Annotated in this window: 13 protein-coding genes; 5 read left to right on the top strand and 8 right to left on the bottom strand. The window is 69.1% G+C overall.

Translation table 11 applies throughout. From position 1 onward, the window contains the following. Positions 1–26 precede the first annotated feature (26 nt). The 3 genes from ACQY76_RS07390 to ACQY76_RS07380 form a co-directional block, all read right to left on the bottom strand. Positions 27–977, bottom strand: a complete 951-nt coding sequence (locus ACQY76_RS07390) for a bifunctional riboflavin kinase/FAD synthetase (RefSeq protein ID WP_428032237.1) — start codon at positions 975–977, stop codon at positions 27–29. Between the two features lie 101 nt (positions 978–1,078). Next, positions 1,079–1,969, bottom strand: a complete 891-nt coding sequence (locus ACQY76_RS07385; protein WP_428032960.1) for a TIGR01459 family HAD-type hydrolase — start codon at positions 1,967–1,969, stop codon at positions 1,079–1,081. A gap of 71 nt (positions 1,970–2,040) precedes the next feature. After that, positions 2,041–2,859 (bottom strand): Crp/Fnr family transcriptional regulator, encoded by an 819-nt coding sequence (locus tag ACQY76_RS07380; protein WP_428032236.1) that lies wholly within the window; start codon positions 2,857–2,859, stop codon positions 2,041–2,043. Between the two features lie 271 nt (positions 2,860–3,130). Here ACQY76_RS07380 and ACQY76_RS07375 point away from each other — a divergent pair, with 271 nt between their 5' ends. Beyond that, positions 3,131–4,246, top strand: a complete 1,116-nt coding sequence (locus ACQY76_RS07375; RefSeq protein WP_428032235.1) for a sensor histidine kinase — start codon at positions 3,131–3,133, stop codon at positions 4,244–4,246. Between the two features lie 91 nt (positions 4,247–4,337). After that, positions 4,338–5,672, top strand: coding sequence for a dihydroorotase (locus ACQY76_RS07370; RefSeq protein ID WP_428032234.1), 1,335 nt, complete (start codon positions 4,338–4,340; stop codon positions 5,670–5,672). 446 nt (positions 5,673–6,118) lie between these two features. Here the strand turns inward: ACQY76_RS07370 and truA are convergent, their stop codons facing one another. After that, complete coding sequence (gene truA / locus ACQY76_RS07365; RefSeq protein WP_428032233.1) at positions 6,119–6,871, bottom strand: tRNA pseudouridine(38-40) synthase TruA; 753 nt, start codon at positions 6,869–6,871, stop codon at positions 6,119–6,121. 199 nt (positions 6,872–7,070) lie between these two features. On the opposite strand from truA, the gene polA reads away from it, so the two are divergent. After that, the gene (polA, locus tag ACQY76_RS07360; protein ID WP_428032232.1) at positions 7,071–10,031 is read left to right on the top strand and encodes a DNA polymerase I; all 2,961 of its coding nucleotides are present in this window, start codon (positions 7,071–7,073) and stop codon (positions 10,029–10,031) included. Positions 10,032–10,293: 262 nt separating this feature from the next. On the opposite strand, the gene ACQY76_RS07355 is transcribed toward polA, so the two are convergent. After that, positions 10,294–11,115: a glutathione S-transferase gene (locus ACQY76_RS07355; RefSeq protein ID WP_428032231.1), complete on the bottom strand. Its 822-nt coding sequence runs from the start codon at positions 11,113–11,115 to the stop codon at positions 10,294–10,296. 296 nt (positions 11,116–11,411) lie between these two features. Between ACQY76_RS07355 and ACQY76_RS07350 the strand changes: the two genes are divergently transcribed. Further along, positions 11,412–12,629 (top strand): polyhydroxyalkanoate depolymerase, encoded by a 1,218-nt coding sequence (locus ACQY76_RS07350; RefSeq protein ID WP_428032959.1) that lies wholly within the window; start codon positions 11,412–11,414, stop codon positions 12,627–12,629. A gap of 205 nt (positions 12,630–12,834) precedes the next feature. On the opposite strand, the gene ACQY76_RS07345 is transcribed toward ACQY76_RS07350, so the two are convergent. After that, positions 12,835–13,125 carry a GIY-YIG nuclease family protein gene (locus tag ACQY76_RS07345; RefSeq protein ID WP_428032230.1) on the bottom strand — a complete coding sequence of 97 codons (291 nt, stop codon included), beginning with the start codon at positions 13,123–13,125 and terminating at the stop codon, positions 12,835–12,837. Between the two features lie 318 nt (positions 13,126–13,443). On the opposite strand from ACQY76_RS07345, the gene ACQY76_RS07340 reads away from it, so the two are divergent. Further along, the gene (locus ACQY76_RS07340; RefSeq protein ID WP_428032229.1) at positions 13,444–14,871 is read left to right on the top strand and encodes a homospermidine synthase; all 1,428 of its coding nucleotides are present in this window, start codon (positions 13,444–13,446) and stop codon (positions 14,869–14,871) included. Between the two features lie 59 nt (positions 14,872–14,930). Here ACQY76_RS07340 and ACQY76_RS07335 read toward each other — a convergent pair whose 3' ends face one another. Continuing rightward, a complete protein-coding gene (locus ACQY76_RS07335) occupies positions 14,931–15,500 on the bottom strand; it encodes a hypothetical protein (protein ID WP_428032228.1) in 570 nt (189 codons plus the stop codon). 479 nt (positions 15,501–15,979) lie between these two features. Next, on the bottom strand, positions 15,980–16,786 hold the full coding sequence (locus ACQY76_RS07330) for a pyrroline-5-carboxylate reductase family protein (protein ID WP_428032227.1): 807 nt from the start codon (positions 16,784–16,786) through the stop codon (positions 15,980–15,982). Positions 16,787–16,900 lie beyond the last annotated feature (114 nt).

The raw sequence follows: 16,900 nt of genomic DNA, 5'->3' as shown, positions 1-16,900 counted from the left end.
CGGTCTTGACGCCGGGTCCCGGACTTCTACCCCAGCGCCGCCCGCGCCCGTGCGCTGTCGATATCCATCTGCACGATCAGCGCGTCGATGCTGTCGAATTTCAGCTCGGGCCGCAGCCAGGCGTGGAAGGCGACCGGCAGCACCCGGCCATAGAGGTCGCCGACATAGTCGAAGATGAAGGTCTCCAGCCGTGGCGCGCCGTCGTCGAAGGTGGGGCGGCGGCCGAAGCTCGCCACGCCCTTGTGCCGCGTGCCGTCGATCTCCACCGTCACTGCGTAGATCCCGTGGGCCAGGGTCACCGCCGGGTCGAGGCGCATATTGGCGGTGGGGTAGCCGAGATCGCGCCCGCGCTTGTCGCCGTGGATCACTTCGGCCGCGATCTCGAACGGCGCGCCCAGCATATGGGCGGCCTGCTCGACGCGGCCCTGCGCCAGCGCGGCGCGGATGACGCTGGAGGAGACCTGCGCACCCTCGTCCAGCAGCGGCGCGACGATCTCGACGCCGAAGCCATGGCGCTTGCCGGCCTCGCGCAGGAACGGCGGCGAGCCGCCGCGCCCCTTGCCGAAATGAAAATCATAGCCCGCCACCACCATGGAGACGCCGAGCCGCGCGACCAGTATGTCGGCGACGAAAGCCTCGGCCTCGCGCGCCGCCATCGCCGCGTCGAACGCCAGCACCACCGCGCCGTCGAGGCCGGTCTCGCTCAGCCGCTTCAGCTTCATCGGCTCCGGGGTCAGGCGGAAGATCGGCTCCGTCGGCCGGAAGAAGGCGCGTGGATGCGGCTCGAAGGTCACCGCCAGCGCCGGCTTTCCCAGCGAGCGCGCCTGGTCGACGGCGGTGCCGATCACCGCCCGGTGGCCGCGATGCACGCCGTCGAAATTGCCGATGGCGACCACTGGCGCGGCCAGGTCCGCAGGCAGCGCGTCGCCCTCGCGCAGAACGGGGAAGGGGTGCGGGGAGGCGGCGGCGTGGGTCATGGCAGCGCTACGCAGGAGTGTGCGCCCGGCCCGGGCGCGGGAGCGGTGAGGTGGCCTCGTTAAGTGGCCCCGTCCCGCCCCGCCGTCAATCCGAGGGAAGGCTACCAGCCGAGGCGCGTGGTCACGGCGGCCGGGCGGCCCGGCCCGTCGGCGAGCAGGCGGGCGAGCGCGCGGGGCTCCACCTGCGCGCCATGTTCGAGGCCGAGCTCGCCGGCATGGATGCCGGCCGCCACGAACAGGCAGTCAATGCCGAAGCCGAGCGCGCCGGCAAGGTCGGTGCGCAGCGCATCGCCGATGGCGAGGGTGCGCGCCCGCTCCACCGGCGCCCCGCGCAGCTGTGCGGCGGTGGCGAAGGCGGTCTCGTAGATCGGCCGGTGCGGCTTGCCGCAGAACACCACCTGCCCGCCCAATTCGGCATAGGCCTCGGCGATGGCGCCGGCGCACCAGATCAGGTCGCCGCCGCGCTCCACCACGATGTCGGGGTTGGCGCAGATGAAGGGCAGGTCGCGCGCCCGCGCCGCCTTCAGCGTGTCGGCATAGTCGTCCGGGGTCTCGACCGTGTCGTCGAACAGGCCGGTGCAGACGATCAGCTCCGCCTCCTCGAAGGGAGCGAGCGTGAGGTCGAGGCCCTTATAGATGCCGAGGTCGCGCTGCGGTCCGAGGTGCCACATGCGAAGGCCGGGCTTTCCGGCCAGCAGTGCCGTGGTCACCATGCCGGAGGTGACGATAGCGTCATAGGCGGTGCGCGGAATGCCGAAGCCGTCGAGGATGCGGGCGACGCCTTCCGGCTCGCGCGGGGCGTTCGAGACCAGGATCACCGTCGCGCCCCCCTCACGGGCACGCATCAGCGCCTGCGCGGCGGCGGGCGAGCCGGCGACGCCGTTGTGCAGCACGCCCCAGATGTCGCACAGGACGAGGTCGTAGCGGGGCGCCAGCGCGGCGAAGGACGGCACGATGGGCGGAACGGTTTCGATATCCATGCGCGGCCGCATGCCATGCGCGCGCGGATCAGGCAAGGCCTGCGCAAGCGGGTCGGCCATGCGCGGGCGTGCCGCCGGCCCGCTCACGGGCGGAAGGAGGGGCCGTTGGTGATGAGGATGCCATGGCCCGCCACCTCGTTGCCGCGAGGATAAACCCCGCCGAGCACGTCGTCGAAATGGCGCCGCACCGCCGCGTGGCAGCCGCAGCACAGCGAGCGAAGCCGCTCGGAATCGCGGATATGGATGCGCCCGCGCCGGGGCTCGACGGCGCCGGCCTCCTTCATCGCCCCCAGCACCCGGCTGATATAGGGCCGCCCCACGGCCAGCATCGCCGCGAGTTGCTCCTGGGTCAGGCGCAGCGTGTCGTCGCCGGTGCGGTCATAGGCGGCGAGCAGCCATTTGGCGGTGCGCTGGTCGATGCTGTGGGTGGCGTTGCAGGCCACCGACTGGAACACCTGCGCCAGCAGGCAGTCGGCGTAGCGGGCGAACAGGTTGCGCAGCGGCGGCGAGGTTTCCTTGGCGCGCTCCAGCTCGACGCTGTCAAGCCGCAGCAGCGGACCGCCCATCTGCACCACGGCGCGGGAGAAGGCCGGGAGCCGGCCCTGGCTGACAATGCCGCCCACCGCGCCCTCGCGGCCGATGCTGGTGATCTCCACCTGCCGGCCGTCTTCCAGCAGCACCATGAAGGACACCAGCGCCTGCCCGCAGGGGAAATAGACATGCCGCACATCGTCGCCGGGCTCATAGAGCACCGAGCCGGCCGGCCGGTCGATGCGCCTGAGATGGGCGCGCAGCAGCGTGAAATCGGCCGGGCGAAGCGCGCCCAGCAGGTTGTTGCCGCCGGACGACAGGACGGCGCCGCCGCCGTGCCCGCCGCTTTCGTCGTTTTCATTGACGCGCATGAAACGTCCCCCGTTTTCGGCTCAACGCGGATACCGCCGAAATGTTCACAAGCGGACAGAACTCGGGTAACGAGTTCTGTAGAACAAGGCACACTCGCGCACCGGCAGAATCCGGCGGCGCCTTCCGGGAGTCCAGTTCGATGCGTGCGACTTCCACGGGTGCCCTTGCGGCCGCCCGGCTTCTCCTGTCCCGCCTTGCTGGAAACATGCTCGCCCGTGCGCTGGCGGGGGCCGACACGCGCGGCACGGCCGGCGCAGCCGCGTCACGTTCATGAACGAAAAAGCCGCCCCGCCGCGGGAAATCGTGGCCTCCACCGCGCCGGGCAGCGGCGGCACGCCGGTCATGCGGGAAAAATTCTTCGAGGGGTCGTTGTTCTGGTCGCTGGTGCGCGCCGCCCAGCCGCTGCGCCGCCATCCCTGGCTGCCGCATGCGGTCGGGGTGCTGATGTTCGCCCTCGCGCTCGGCCTGCGCTTCGCGGTGGACGCGGTGCTGCCGCCGGGCTTTCCGTTCCTCACCTTCTTTCCGGCGGTCATCCTCACCACCTTCTTCTGCGGGCTGCGGCCGGGCATCATCTGCGCCGCGCTGTCCACCGTGGCCGCGTGGTTCTTCTTCATCGGCCCGGCCAACGGCATGCGCCTCGACGGGCAGACGCTGCTGGCGCTCGGCTTTTTCGTCGTCATCGCCGCCATCGACATCACGCTGATCCACTTCACCTTCAGCGCCGCCGACCGGCTGCGCACGGAGAAGGAAACCACCGCGCGGCTGCTGGAGAGCCAGCGCACCATGTTTCAGGAGCTGCAGCACCGCGTCGCCAACAACATGCAGTTCGTGGCGGCGCTGCTGACGCTGCAGAAGCGCAAGGTGGGGCAGGATGCCAGCCAGGCGGTCACCGCCCTCGATGAGGCGCGCTCGCGGCTCGACACCATCGCCCGCATCCACCGCCAGCTCTATGCGCCCGAGCGGCTGGACCTGCCGACCGAGCAGTATCTGCGCCAGCTCTGCTGCGACCTCGTCACCGCGTCCGGCGCCCGCGGCGTCACCTCGACGGTGAGTTCGCCCAACCTGCCGCTCAACGTCGCCCAGCTCACCACCCTCTCCATGCTGGTGGCCGAGATCGTCACCAATTCGCTCAAGCACGCCTTTGTGGACGCCGATGCCGGCACGATCGGCATCACCGTGCTGTCGAGCGGCGGCAACCAATATGAAATGACCATCGCCGACGACGGGCGGGGCCTGCCGCCGGGTGCCGACCTGTCGCGGGGCGACGGGCTCGGCTGGCGCATCATCCAGAGCCTCGCCACCCAGCTCGGCGGCCATGTCGAGCTCGCCAACCGGGTCGAGCCCAGCCGCGGCACGGCGGTGCGGGTGCGCTTCGCGGTCGTCTGACCGCGCGCCGTCGCCACCACGAGGGGGCGTTCACCTCGGCGCCCATTTGGCGTAAGAGCGGGCAAACCAGTTCATCACCGGCGGGGACCCCATGGCGCAGACCTTCGATCTTCTCCTCAAGGGCGGCACGGTGGTGAACCAGGACGGCACCATTGCCCGCGATGTCGGCATACGGCACGGGCGGATCGCCGGCATCGGTTCCTTCGACGCCGGGCAGGCGGGCGAGACGGTCGACTGCACCGGCCTGCATCTGCTTCCCGGCGTCATCGACACCCAGGTGCATTTCCGCGAGCCGGGCCTCGACCACAAGGAAGACCTCGAATCGGGCTCTCGCGCCGCCGTCATGGGCGGCGTCACCGGCGTGTTCGAGATGCCCAACACCAACCCGCTCACCACCTCCGCCGAGGCGCTGGACGACAAGCTGTCGCGCGCCCACCACCGCATGCATTGCGACTTCGCCTTCTTCGTCGGCGGCACGCATGACAATGTGAAGGATCTCCCGGAGCTGGAGATGCTGCCCGGCGTCCCCGGCGTGAAGGTGTTCATCGGCTCCTCCACCGGCTCGCTGCTGGTGGCCGACGATCCCGGCGTGCGCGCCATCCTCAAGGTCATCCGCCGCCGCGCCGCCTTCCATTGCGAGGACGAGCCGCGCCTTGAGGAGCGCAAGGGCCTGCGCGTGGCCGGCGACGCCGCCTCGCACCCGGTGTGGCGCGACGAGATCGCCGCGCTCACCGCCACCACCCGCCTGGTCGACCTCGCCCGCGCCGAGGGCAAGCGCGTGCACGTGCTGCACATCACCTCCCAGGAGGAGATCGAGTATCTGCGCGCCCAGAAGGATGTCGCGACCGTCGAGGTGACGCCCCATCACCTCACCATGGACGCCAGCTGGTACGGCACGCACGGCACGCTGGTGCAGATGAACCCGCCGGTGCGCGAGGCCCGCCACAAGGCGGCGCTGTGGCGCGGGCTGGCGGAAGGCGTGGTCGACGTGCTCGGCTCCGACCACGCGCCGCACACGCTCGAGGAAAAGGCCAAGCCCTACCCGTCCAGCCCCTCGGGCATGACCGGCGTGCAGACGCTGGTGCCGATGATGCTCGACCATGTGAATGCCGGCCGCCTGACGCTGGAGCGCTTCGTCGACCTCTCCAGCGCCGGCCCGGCCCGCATCTTCAACATCGCCACTAAGGGCCGCATCGCGGTCGGCTTCGACGCCGATGTCACCGTCGTCGACCTGAAGCGGCGCCAGACCATCCGCAACGAGTGGATCGCCTCCAAGGCCGGCTGGACGCCCTATGACGGGGTGGAGGTCACCGGCTGGCCGGTCGGCACGCTCCTCCGCGGCAACCGCGTGATGTGGGAAGGCGAACTCGTCACCCCCGCACAGGGCGAGGCCATCCGCTTCCTGGAGACGCTGGGGCAGGGGTGAGGCGTCGGGGCGCCTCCGGGGCAACCATCCTTCGAGGCGCGCTCACGCGCGCACCTCAGGATGACGGTGCATCAGTGGAAAGCCGGGAAACCTCGTCATGCTGAGGTGCCGGCCGTCCGGCCGGCTATGAGGCACGCGGGCCGCTCCCGTGAGCCCTTGATCCGGAGCCCCGTCATGCCCGGCCTTGGGCCGGGCATCCATGACTTCTACGGGCAACCAGCGCGCAGAGGCGTGGATGGCCGGGCCGAGCCCGGCCATGACGGCCCTCTCACATACGCCACCGTCGCCGGACGCCTCCGGGGCAACCCTCCTTCGAGGCGCGCTCACGCGCGCACCTCAGGATGACGGTGCATCAGTGGAAAGCCGGGAATCCTCGTCATGCTGAGGTGCCGGCCGCCAGGCCGGCTATGAGGCACACCGATTTGCGCCGCCCGAGCCTCACCTGCTCAATACGTTACTTCCGCCAGATAGAGCCCGGCGGAGGGTGCCATCGGGCCGCAGCGGGTGCGGTCGGCGGCGTCCAGCGCGGCGCTCACAGCGTCGGGCGTCCACGCGCCCTCTCCCACCTTCACCAGCGTGCCGACCATGGAGCGCACCTGGTGATGCAGGAAGGAGCGCGCCTGCGCGTGCACGCGGATCTCGGTTCCCGGCCCCTCGATCGCCACCTCCTCCACCGCCAGCCGGTCCAGCGTCTTCACCGGCGAGGCGGCCTGGCAGCCAATGGCGCGGAAGGTGGTGAAGTCGTGCCGGCCCACCAGCCGCGCGGCGCCCAGCGCCATCGCGCCGGCGTCGAGCGGGCGCAGCACCCGCCAGGCCCGGTTGCGCTCCAGCACGAGATCGGGGCGGCGGATGATGATGCGGTAGAGATAGCGCCGCCCGGTGGCGGAGAAGCGGGCGTGGAAATCCTGTGCCGCCGGCTCGGCCGCCAGCACGGCGACCGGGTGCGGGCGCAGATGCGCGTTCATCGCGTCGCGCACCGTGTCCGGCTTCCACTCCCGCGCCAGTTCGATATGGGCCACCTGCCCGGAGGCGTGCACGCCGGCATCGGTGCGCCCGGCGCCGTGCACCGTCACCTCCTCGCCGGAAAAGCGGCGCACCGCTTCCGCCAGCACGCCCTGCACGGTGGTGCCCGCCGCCTGCATCTGCCAGCCGACAAAGGGCGTGCCGTCATATTCGATGGTGAGCTTGTAGCGGGGCATGGCGCTCTGTACCGCCGCACGCGCGCCGCGTCACCTGCCATGGGATGTCGCCATGGCAGGTCGCCGTGGGATGTCGCCGTGGGATGTCACCATGCGAGCGGGAGACCACGAGCGGCGTCAAGGTCCCGCTTCCTCACTCGCCCGCCCCTTGCCCCTTTGAGCCGGCAGGGGCATCGTGCGGCCCGAAACGGAGCCCGCAATGCCCGCGCAAGATTCCCACCATGAGAACGTCGAGACCGGCGACCATGTCGTCCTGATCGACGGCTCGGCCTATATTTTCCGCGCCTACCACGCCCTGCCCCCGCTCACCCGCTCGTCCGATCGGCTGCCCGTCGGCGCGGTGGCCGGCTTCTGCAACATGCTGTGGAAGCTGGTGCGGGCGAAGGACGCGCAGTCCGGCTTCGAGCCCCGGCCCACCCATCTCGCCGTGGTGTTCGACAAGTCGGAGCAGACCTTCCGCAAGGATATCTACCCGCTCTACAAGGCGCAGCGCCCGGAGCTGCCGGAAGACCTGCGCCCGCAATTCCCGCTCATCCGCGAGGCCACCCGCGCCTTCGATCTCGCCTGCGTCGAGCAAGCGGGCTTCGAGGCCGACGACCTCATTGCCACCTATGCCGAGCAGGCCAAGGCGCGGGGCGCCCGCGTCACCGTCATCTCCTCCGACAAGGACCTGATGCAACTCGTCGACGGCCTCGTGCGCATGTACGACCCGATGAAGGACAAGGCGATCGGCGTCGAGGAGGTGTTCGAGAAGTTCGGCGTCACCCCCGACAAGGTGGTGGACGTGCAGTCGCTGGCAGGCGATTCGGTGGACAACGTGCCCGGCGTGCCGGGCATCGGCGTGAAGACCGCCGCCCAGCTGCTGGCCGATTATGGCGACCTCGACACGCTGCTGGCCCGCGCCGACGAGATCAAGCAGACCAAGCGCCGGGAAAACCTGCTCGCGTTCGCCGACCAGGCCCGCCTGTCGCGCCAGCTTGTCACCCTCAAGCGCGACGTGCCGCTCGACGTGCCGCTCGACGACATTGCCGTCATCGAGCCGGAGGGCCGCAAGCTCATCGCCTTCCTCAAGGCGATGGAGTTCACCACCCTCACCCGGCGCGTCGGCGAGGCCTATGAGATCGACATCGCCGCCGTCGAGCCCGATCCCGGCCTGAAGGCGGGCGGCGGCGAGAGCGGCCTGCTCGCGGCGGGCCTCGATCCCGACACCGGCGAGACGGCGGTTCCGCTGGAGGAACAGCCCAGCCCGGCGGAAGGCCTCACCCCGCAGGCGCTCGCCGCCGCCCGGCAGGCGGAAGCCCGCGCCACCCCGGTCGACCGCGCCCGCTACGAGACGGTGACGACACTCGCCCGCCTGCAGGAATGGATCGCCCGCGCCACCGACCTCGGCATCGTGGCGGTGGACACCGAGACCACCGGCCTCGACCCGATGCAGGCGGAACTGGTCGGCTTCTCCCTCGCCACCGGGCCGAGCGAGGCCTGCTATGTCCCGCTCACCCATAAGGGCGGCGACGAAGGCCTGTTCAGCGAGGGGCTGCTGCCCGGCCAGATTCCCCCGGGCGAGGCGCTCGCGGTGCTGAAGCCGCTGATGGAGGACTCCTCCGTCCTCAAAATCGGCCAGAACCTGAAATATGACTGGCTGGTGCTCAGGCGCGCCGGCATCGAGGTCGGCCCGTATGACGACACGATGCTGCTGTCCTACGTGCTGGATGCCGGCGCCTCGCCGCACGGCATGGACCCGCTCTCGCTGCGCTGGCTCGGCCACACGCCGATCACGTTCGCGGAGGTGTGCGGCAAGGGCAAGGGGCAGATCCGCTTCGACCGCGCGCCGCTCGACAAGGCCAGCGAATACGCCGCCGAGGATGCCGACGTCACGCTGCGCCTGTGGCGGGTGCTCAAGCCCCGCCTCGCCAGCGAGGGCAAGGCCACGGTCTACGAGACGCTGGAGCGTCCGCTCATCGCCGTGCTCGCCCGCATGGAGGCGCGCGGCATCATGATCGACCGGCAGATGCTCTCGCGGCTGTCGGGCGAGTTCGCGCAGGGCATGGGCCGGCTGGAGGCCGACATCTCCGCCATGGCCGGGGAAACCTTCAACCCCGGCTCGCCCAAGCAGCTCGGCGACATATTGTTCGGCAAGATGGCCATTCCCGGCGGGCGCAAGACCCCGACCGGCGCGTGGTCCACCGGTGCCGACGTGCTGGAGGAGCTGGCCGAGCAGGGCCACGAGCTGCCCCGCCGCATTCTCGACTGGCGCCAGCTGCAGAAGCTCAAATCCACCTATGCCGACGCGCTGCCGACCTATGTCCACCCCGACACCGGCCGCGTGCACACCTCCTACGCGCTGGCGGCCACCACCACCGGCCGGCTCTCCTCCTCCGAGCCCAACCTGCAGAACATCCCGGTGCGCTCGGAGGAAGGCCGCCGCATCCGCAAGGCCTTCGTCGCCGCCAAGGGCCACAAGCTGGTCTCGGCGGATTATTCGCAGATCGAGCTGCGCCTGCTGGCCGAGATCGCCGACACGCCCTCGCTGCGCCAGGCTTTCCAGGACGGACTCGACATCCACGCCATGACGGCGTCGGAAATGTTCGGCGTGCCGATCGAGGGCATGCCGGGCGAGGTGCGCCGCCGGGCCAAGGCGATCAATTTCGGCATCATCTACGGCATCTCGGCGTTCGGGCTGGCCAACCAGCTGTCGATCCCGCGCGAGGAGGCGGGCGCCTACATCAAGCGCTATTTCGAGCGCTTCCCCGGCATCCGCGCCTATATGGACGAGACCCGGCTGTTCGCCCGCGAGCACGGTTACGTGGAAACGCTGTTCGGCCGGCGCTGCCACTACCCCGACATCAACGCCAAGAACCCCTCGATCCGCGCCTTCAACGAGCGCGCGGCGATCAATGCCCGGCTGCAGGGCTCGGCCGCCGACATCATCCGCCGCGCCATGGTGCGGATGGAAGGCGCGCTGGAAAAGGCCCGCCTGTCCGCCCGCATGCTGCTGCAGGTGCATGACGAGCTGATCTTCGAGGTGCCGGACGACGAGGTCGCCGCCACCATCCCGGTCGTGCGCGAGGTGATGGAGCTCGCCGCCTTCCCCGCAGTGGCGCTGAAGGTGCCGCTCAAGGTCGACGCCCGCGCCGCCGACAACTGGGACGAGGCGCACTGAGAGGCCTCGTTCACCACCCACACAACGTCATGGCCGGGCTTGGCCCGGCCATCCACGACGTCCGGAAGGACGTCGTTGGTACGTGCGTGAGGGGAACGGCCTGCATGCTTCGAGGCCGGCCTACCGGCCGGCGCCTCAGCATGACGAGGTCTTCGCCCCCTGACACGCCGTCATCCTGAGGTGCGCGCGCAGCGAGCCTCGAAGGATGGGCGCTGAAAAGCGACTCTTTCGCTCTGTCTCCGGGAGACGAGGCGCGCGCCCCTCAGAACTCCACGTCCAGCTCTTCCATCTCGTCCGGCTCTTCCAGCGCCGCCGCCACCCATTCCTGCAGGGCGGGGAGGGCGAGGATGGCCTTGCAATAGGCCCGGCTCTTGGGGTCGAGCGGCACGTCATAGGTGGTGAAGCGCGCGCAGACCGGGGCGTACATCGCGTCCGCCATGGTCGGGGCCGCGCCGAACAGATAGGGCCCGCCATAGGTCTTCAGGCACTCGGCCCAGATTTCGACGATGCGCAAGATGTCGCCCTGCGCGCCGGCCCACACCTTGAAGCCGGGATGGTGCGCCTTGAGGTTCATCGGCAGCGCCGAGCGCAGATTGGCGAAGCCCGAATGCATCTCGCCGCAGATCGAGCGGCAATGCGCCCGCGCTGCCCGATCGCTGGGCAGAAGTCCCGCCTCTGGCGCCCATTCGTGCAGGTATTCGGCAATGGCCAGCGTGTCCCAGATGCGCAGCCCCTCATGGTCGAGGCGGGGCACCAGGAAGGAGGAGGATTGCAGCAGCAGCTCGGCACGGATGGAGGGGTCGTCGGCCGAGACCCGTGCCTCCGCCACGTCGAGCCCGGCCAGCCGGCACAGCAAATAGCCGCGCAGCGACCAGGACGAGTAGTTCTTGCTGCTGATCGTCAGCACGCCGGCCGGCGGGGCCGCCTCCGCCGCCGGTGGAGCCTTGGCGGCGGCGGCCTTGCCCGGCTTAGAGCCGGCCTTCGCGCCGGCCGTCGCGCCGGCCTTGGCACCCGCCGCCTTCGCCGGGGCCTTCTTCGTCCCGCGCGCGGTGGCGGGCCTGGAGGTCGAGGTCGGCGCGGGCATGGCAGGCTTCCTGTCTGGGCGGGCGTAGACGATACGGCCCCCTTTCCGCAATCACACTTCGTGCCATCCCTGACGGGGGTGTGACGCCCGCACCGGCCGCGTGCGGCCTGCGGCCCGGCAACCGCCTTGGCAGCGCCATTGCATCCGCTCTAGGATGGCTCCTGCCGGCCTCCCGGACCTTCATCGACGGTGCACCCCGCATCCGTCCCGAGGCTCGAGGCTTCCACCGGAGCGCGCATGCCTTCTCGCCGTCCGAGCGCCTGTCGGAAGACCCTTTGCCGGAAGATCCCCCGCCGATGATCTATGCCGCCTACCAGGCCCAGTCCGACCTGCTCGACCCGATCCGCCTGGCGGCGCGCCTGTCGCGCCAGATGATCGGCACGATGGGGGGCTTTGGTGACACGCCGCTGCTGCGCAACCTCACCGCCACCTTCGAGATGATCGAGCGCGCCGGCCTCAGCCATGAGCGGCCGGCCTTCGACATCGGCACGGTGAGCGTGGGCAATCGCGAGGTGGCGGTGCGCGAGGAGGTGGCGCTCACCCTTCCCTTCGGCTCGCTGGTGCACTTCGCCAAGGATGTCGACCAGCCGCAGCCGCGCCTGCTGGTCGTCGCCCCGCTGTCCGGCCATTTCGCCACCCTGCTGCTGGACACGGTGAAGACCCTGCTGCCGGAGAACGACGTCTACATCACCGACTGGCACAATGCCCGCGACGTGCCGCTGTCCGAAGGCGGCTTCGGCTTCGACGACTATGTCGCCCATGTCATACGCTTCCAGGAGGCGATCGGGCCGGGCGGCCATGTGCTCGCGGTGTGCCAGCCCTGCGTGCAGGTGCTCGCCGCCTGCGCGGTGATGGCGCAGGAGAACAACCCGGCCCAGCCGCTCTCCATGACGCTGATGGCCGGCCCGGTCGACACCCGCATCAACCCCACCAAGGTCAACGAGCTCGCCACCTCCAAGCCGATGGAATGGTTCGAGCAGAACCTCATCGCCACCGTGCCGCCCGGCTTCAAGGGCGCGGGCCGGCGGGTCTATCCCGGCTTCCTGCAGGTCGGCGCCTTCATGGCGATGAACCTGCAGCGCCATGTGAAGGCGCATGTCGGGCTGTTCGAGAACCTCGCCATGGGCGAGCACGACAAGGCCGACACCACCAAGACCTTCTATGACGAGTATTTCGCCGTGCTCGACCTCGCCGCCGAGTTCTATCTGGAGACCATCGACAAGGTGTTCCAGCAGCACGAGCTGCCGCGCGGCGTGCTCACCTATCGCGGCGGCAGCCTGGATTTCCGCGCAATCCGCCGCACCGCGCTGCTCACCGTGGAGGGCGAGCGCGACGACATCTGCGCGGTCGGCCAGACGGTGGCGGCGCAGGACATCTGCTCAGGGCTGCGCCCGCACCTGCGCCGCCACCACATGCAGGCCGGCGTCGGCCATTACGGCGTGTTCTCCGGCCGCCGCTGGAAGGCGCAGGTCTACCCCCTGGTGCGCAACCACATCCTCGCCGCCGACGCGTGAGGGTGGGCAAGCCTTCACCCAATGCACCGTCATGCCCGGCCTTGGGCCGGGCATCCACGACTTTGACCCCGCCGCGCCCCTGCCGACAAGGCGTGGGTGGCCGGGCCAAGCCCGGCCATGACGGTGTTTTGAGCCGACCTGTTGCCCCACCAGACCGAGGTCATGCCCGGCCTTGGGCCGGGCATCCGCGACTGTGCCGCCGGGGCTAGCGCACGAACTCGCCGTAAAGGTCGCGCCATTCGAGATTGCCGGCATGGACAAGCCGGACCTTCCAGGCGCGCGGCCAGTGCTTGATGGCCTTTTCGCGCGCTATCGCCAAAACGATCTCATCGTAGCGCTCGAAATAAACGAGCCGCTTCAGGCCGTGGCGGCGGGTGAAACCCTCGACCGCACCTTCCCGATGCTCCCAGACGCGGCGAACCAGATCCGACGTCACGCCGACATAGAGCGTGCCGTTCGGGCGGTTGGTCAGGAGATAGACGAAACCGCCGCTCATGAAGCGAGTGTGGCAGTTGCCAAATACCGGCGAGAGCCCCTTTTCGGCGTATGTGCCTGCCAAGATGGCCCGTCACACGCCCGGCCCGATCAGCACCGTCATGCCCGGCCTCGGGCCGGGCATCCACGACGTCGCCGCCGCCACCGGCGCCCCAAGGCATGGATGGCCGGGCAAAGCCCGGCCATGACGTCGTTCTGCCAATTACTCGTCCGCCCCCGCGCCTCGTCACGCAGCCGTCACCATTGACGCGGCAGGCTGCGGCACCCCATGGTGCGCCCGCATCTTTTCCCCTTCGGAACCAAAGGAGTGTCCCCGAGAATGTCAGTCTGGCCGGTCTACGGAAAAATCGACGGTCCCATCGTGATGATCGGCTTCGGCTCGATCGGTCGCGGCACCCTGCCCCTGCTGGAGCGGCACTTCGATTTCGACAAGGAAAGCCTGACCGTCATCGACCCGGTGGACGACAACCGCGCCCTCCTTGACGAGCGCGGCATCCGCTTCCTGCAGCAGGCGATCACCCAGGAGAACTACCGCGAGGTTCTCACCCCCCTGCTGACCGCCGGCGGGCGCGGCTTCGTCATCAACCTGTCGGTGGATACCGGCTCGGTCGACCTGATGACGCTCGCCCGCGAGCTCGGCGCGCTCTACATCGACACGGTGGTGGAGCCTTGGCTCGGCTTCTATTTCGACAAGGACGCCACCGCCGCCAGCCGCTCCAACTACGCGCTGCGCGAATCCATGCTCAGGGCCAAGCGCGCCAACCCCGGCGGACCGACGGCGGTTTCCTGCTGCGGCGCCAATCCGGGCATGGTGTCGTGGTTCGTCAAGCAGGGGCTGGTCAACCTCGCCACCGATCTCGGCCTCGCCTTCGAGGAGCCGACCTCCCGCGACGGCTGGGCGGCTTTGATGAGCCAGGTCGGCGTCAAGGGCATCCACATCGCCGAGCGCGACACCCAGCGCGCCCGCGACCCGCGCCCCTTCGGCAAGTTCGTCAACACCTGGTCGGTCGAGGGCTTCGTTTCCGAGGGGCTGCAGCCTTCCGAGCTCGGCTGGGGCACCCATGAAAAATGGATGCCCGCCAACGCCCACACCCATAATTTCGGCTCCGGCGCGGCGATCTATTTGATGCAGGCCGGCGCGGCGACCAAGGTGCGCACCTGGTGCCCGACGCTGGGCCCGCAGCACGGCTTCCTCGTCACCCATAACGAGTCGATCTCGATCGCCGACTATTTCACCGTGCGCAACGGCGCCCAGGTGGCCTACCGCCCGACCTGCCACTATGCCTACCATCCCTGCAACGACGCGGTGCTGTCCTGGCACGAGATGTTCGGCAATGAGGGCCGGTTCGACGGCAACTGGACCATTCTCGACGAGCACGAGATCGTCGACGGCCGCGACGAGCTCGGCGTGCTGCTCTATGGCCACGCGAAGAACGCCTACTGGTTCGGCTCGCAGCTCACCATCGAGGAAGCCCGCAACCTCGCCCCCTACCAGACCGCCACCGGGCTGCAGGTGACCTCCGCCGTGCTCGCCGGCATGGTGTGGGCGCTGGAAAACCCGGAAGCCGGCATCGTCGAAACCGACGAGATGGATTATCGCCGCTGCCTGGACATCCAGAAGCCCTATCTCGGCGCGGTGAAGGGCTATTACACCGACTGGACCCCGCTGGACGGCCGCCCCGGCCTGTTCCCCGAGGACATCGACACCTCCGACCCCTGGCAGTTCCGCAACATATTGGTGCGGTGAGGGGTCAGGAGGACCGGGGAGCAAGACGAATTTCGCTCCGGTCCTGCCTTTCGTCTCAGTCAGGGCAAGGGCTTGTTGCCGTACACCGCTTCATAAAGACGGACGGGATCTAGCTTCTTCTGTTCGGCGTAGGCCGAGATGAAAGATTGGATCTCACTTGCGTTGGCCAGCCGTCGAATGGCTAAGTTGTGGTGGCCTTGTTCCAGCGCCGCTTCACGCGCGATTAGATACGACACGTCCGCCTGCTTCGAATCGTGCTCGAACCGAAGCCACGCTCCGTATTGGGAGCCGACCAGCAGGGAGAGCGCGAAGCAGAATACCATAGCCGAGGCACCCGCCTGAGTTCTCAATCCCTTCGCCCCGATCATATAGACCAAGATGCCGCTGAGGAAAGTAAGGATGGCGGGGAGGACCACGTCGACGGCTGCCTCGCGGCTCTGAGCCATAATCAAGCCCGTAGCAAAACCGAGCATAGAAAAAGCTGAAACCGCCGTAATGGCGGGCCGAATGGAGATTTTATCTCCGATCAACTTCAGAGTTGTTACAGCAATAAGCGCTAGAGACCCGCAGAGCGCTAGAGCGGTACCGAAAAGCGCGGCATATCCCCAGAAGAGCGGCGAGATAAGCATCGCGGCTAACCACCTTTTGCATTGGTATCCGTACGCAGTTGCTCGCGCTCCTGCGGGACCTGTAGCGTTGGAATAGAAGGATCTGGAAGGGGCGCAACGGGCGGGGGCAAGCATTGCAGCCGACATCGCATACGCGCATCCACATCGGCTATTTCATCGCAGGAACAGTCCCCTGCATTTTGACCGAATGTTGCCCCCGCCGCGACGAGCACTGACAAACAAGCGGCGGCTCTGAGGAAACACTGCATCGCAGTCTCCCATTTTGCACCTACAACCATAGAGGTTATGAACGCCGATACACAAGCGGTATTATGGTCTCCCCTTCAGCAAATCTGGAGCCTCTAAGCAGAGCGGCGGGAGAGATTGGAAAGTGCCGCTGGGTCACCCACACTTCCGGTCTCGCGAGGCCGCCAACAGCGAATGCAGGCGACGGGGTGCGTGGCACCCACCAGCCTTCTCAGAAGGGCGCGCACGACGCCTCACCCCTCCTCCCGCCCGATGGTGAGGCAGCGTCGGCGGGCGGCGTCCAGCCCCTGCGCGACGATTTCGGTAAGGCCGGCCGTGCGCAGCGCCCCCAGCCCGGCCGCCGTGGTGCCGGCATAGTCCACCATCTCCTGCACGAAGGCTTCTGCCGGCCGCTCGCTCGTTGCCAGCATCGCACCGGCGGCGTGAAACAGCTGGCCCACCGCCCGGCGCGCCACGTCGGGGGCGACGCCCTGCGCCTGCGCATAGTCCTGCACGGCCTGCGCGAACGCGGCGACGAAGCCCGGCACCGGCCCGGTGATGGCGGTGAACACGTCGATCTGGCTCTCCTGCGGCACCTCGTCGGTGGTCCCGCAGGCGGCGAACAATGCCCGCACCACCGCGCGGTCCGCCTGCGTGACGCCGTCTGCCGCGAACCAGGGCGAATAGGCCATGCCGATCTGCGCCGCCGGGTTGGACATCGCCCGCGCCAGCCGCGCCCCGCCGGTGATGACCCGCAGCTCCTCCACGCTCACCCCCGCCATGACCGAAATCACCAGCCGCCCGGCGCCGGCAAAGCGCAGCGCCCGCCCGGCGGCGGGGGGCAAAGCGAGCAGGACGGTGTCGCATTCATCCGCCAGCGCCTGGACGTCGCCCGTCCAGCGCAGCCCGGGAGGGACGGCAAGCGCCGGCACCGGACCGGAGCGGTTGGCGATCCACATCCGCCCCGGCGCCACCGCCCCCGCCCGCAGCAGCGCCCCGCCGATCGCCGCGCCGAGCTGGCCGCAGCCGACAAGGCCGAAACCTCCCTCGAAAATGTTCATGCATGCTCCTCCCCGGGTGAACCTAGGCGCCCGCGCGGGCGTAGAACAGCCGGCGCAGATGCGCCCGCGCCGCGACACCGGCCCGGTTGGAATGCGCCGCCCGCCCCCCTATAA

The organism is Ancylobacter sp., assembly GCF_965279025.1.
Taxonomy (GTDB): domain Bacteria; phylum Pseudomonadota; class Alphaproteobacteria; order Rhizobiales; family Xanthobacteraceae; genus Ancylobacter.
The sequence above is the reverse complement of the archived record's forward strand: the minus strand, read 5'-3'. Positions and strand labels throughout refer to the sequence as shown.

Excerpts from the sequence above, each read along its gene's own strand:
- ACQY76_RS07355 (WP_428032231.1), bottom strand. The coding sequence starts at position 11,115 with ATGCCCGCGCCGACCTCGACCTCCAGGCCCGCCACCGCGCGCGGGACG.
- ACQY76_RS07330 (WP_428032227.1), bottom strand. The coding sequence starts at position 16,786 with ATGAACATTTTCGAGGGAGGTTTCGGCCTTGTCGGCTGCGGCCAGCTC.
- ACQY76_RS07380 (WP_428032236.1), bottom strand. The coding sequence starts at position 2,859 with ATGCGCGTCAATGAAAACGACGAAAGCGGCGGGCACGGCGGCGGCGCC.
- ACQY76_RS07375 (WP_428032235.1), top strand. The coding sequence starts at position 3,131 with ATGAACGAAAAAGCCGCCCCGCCGCGGGAAATCGTGGCCTCCACCGCG.
- ACQY76_RS07335 (WP_428032228.1), bottom strand. The coding sequence starts at position 15,500 with ATGCTTATCTCGCCGCTCTTCTGGGGATATGCCGCGCTTTTCGGTACC.
- ACQY76_RS07350 (WP_428032959.1), top strand. The coding sequence starts at position 11,412 with ATGATCTATGCCGCCTACCAGGCCCAGTCCGACCTGCTCGACCCGATC.
- ACQY76_RS07370 (WP_428032234.1), top strand. The coding sequence starts at position 4,338 with ATGGCGCAGACCTTCGATCTTCTCCTCAAGGGCGGCACGGTGGTGAAC.
- truA (WP_428032233.1), bottom strand. The coding sequence starts at position 6,871 with ATGCCCCGCTACAAGCTCACCATCGAATATGACGGCACGCCCTTTGTC.
- polA (WP_428032232.1), top strand. The coding sequence starts at position 7,071 with ATGCCCGCGCAAGATTCCCACCATGAGAACGTCGAGACCGGCGACCAT.
- ACQY76_RS07385 (WP_428032960.1), bottom strand. The coding sequence starts at position 1,969 with ATGCGGCCGCGCATGGATATCGAAACCGTTCCGCCCATCGTGCCGTCC.
- ACQY76_RS07390 (WP_428032237.1), bottom strand. The coding sequence starts at position 977 with ATGACCCACGCCGCCGCCTCCCCGCACCCCTTCCCCGTTCTGCGCGAG.
- ACQY76_RS07345 (WP_428032230.1), bottom strand. The coding sequence starts at position 13,125 with ATGAGCGGCGGTTTCGTCTATCTCCTGACCAACCGCCCGAACGGCACG.
- ACQY76_RS07340 (WP_428032229.1), top strand. The coding sequence starts at position 13,444 with ATGTCAGTCTGGCCGGTCTACGGAAAAATCGACGGTCCCATCGTGATG.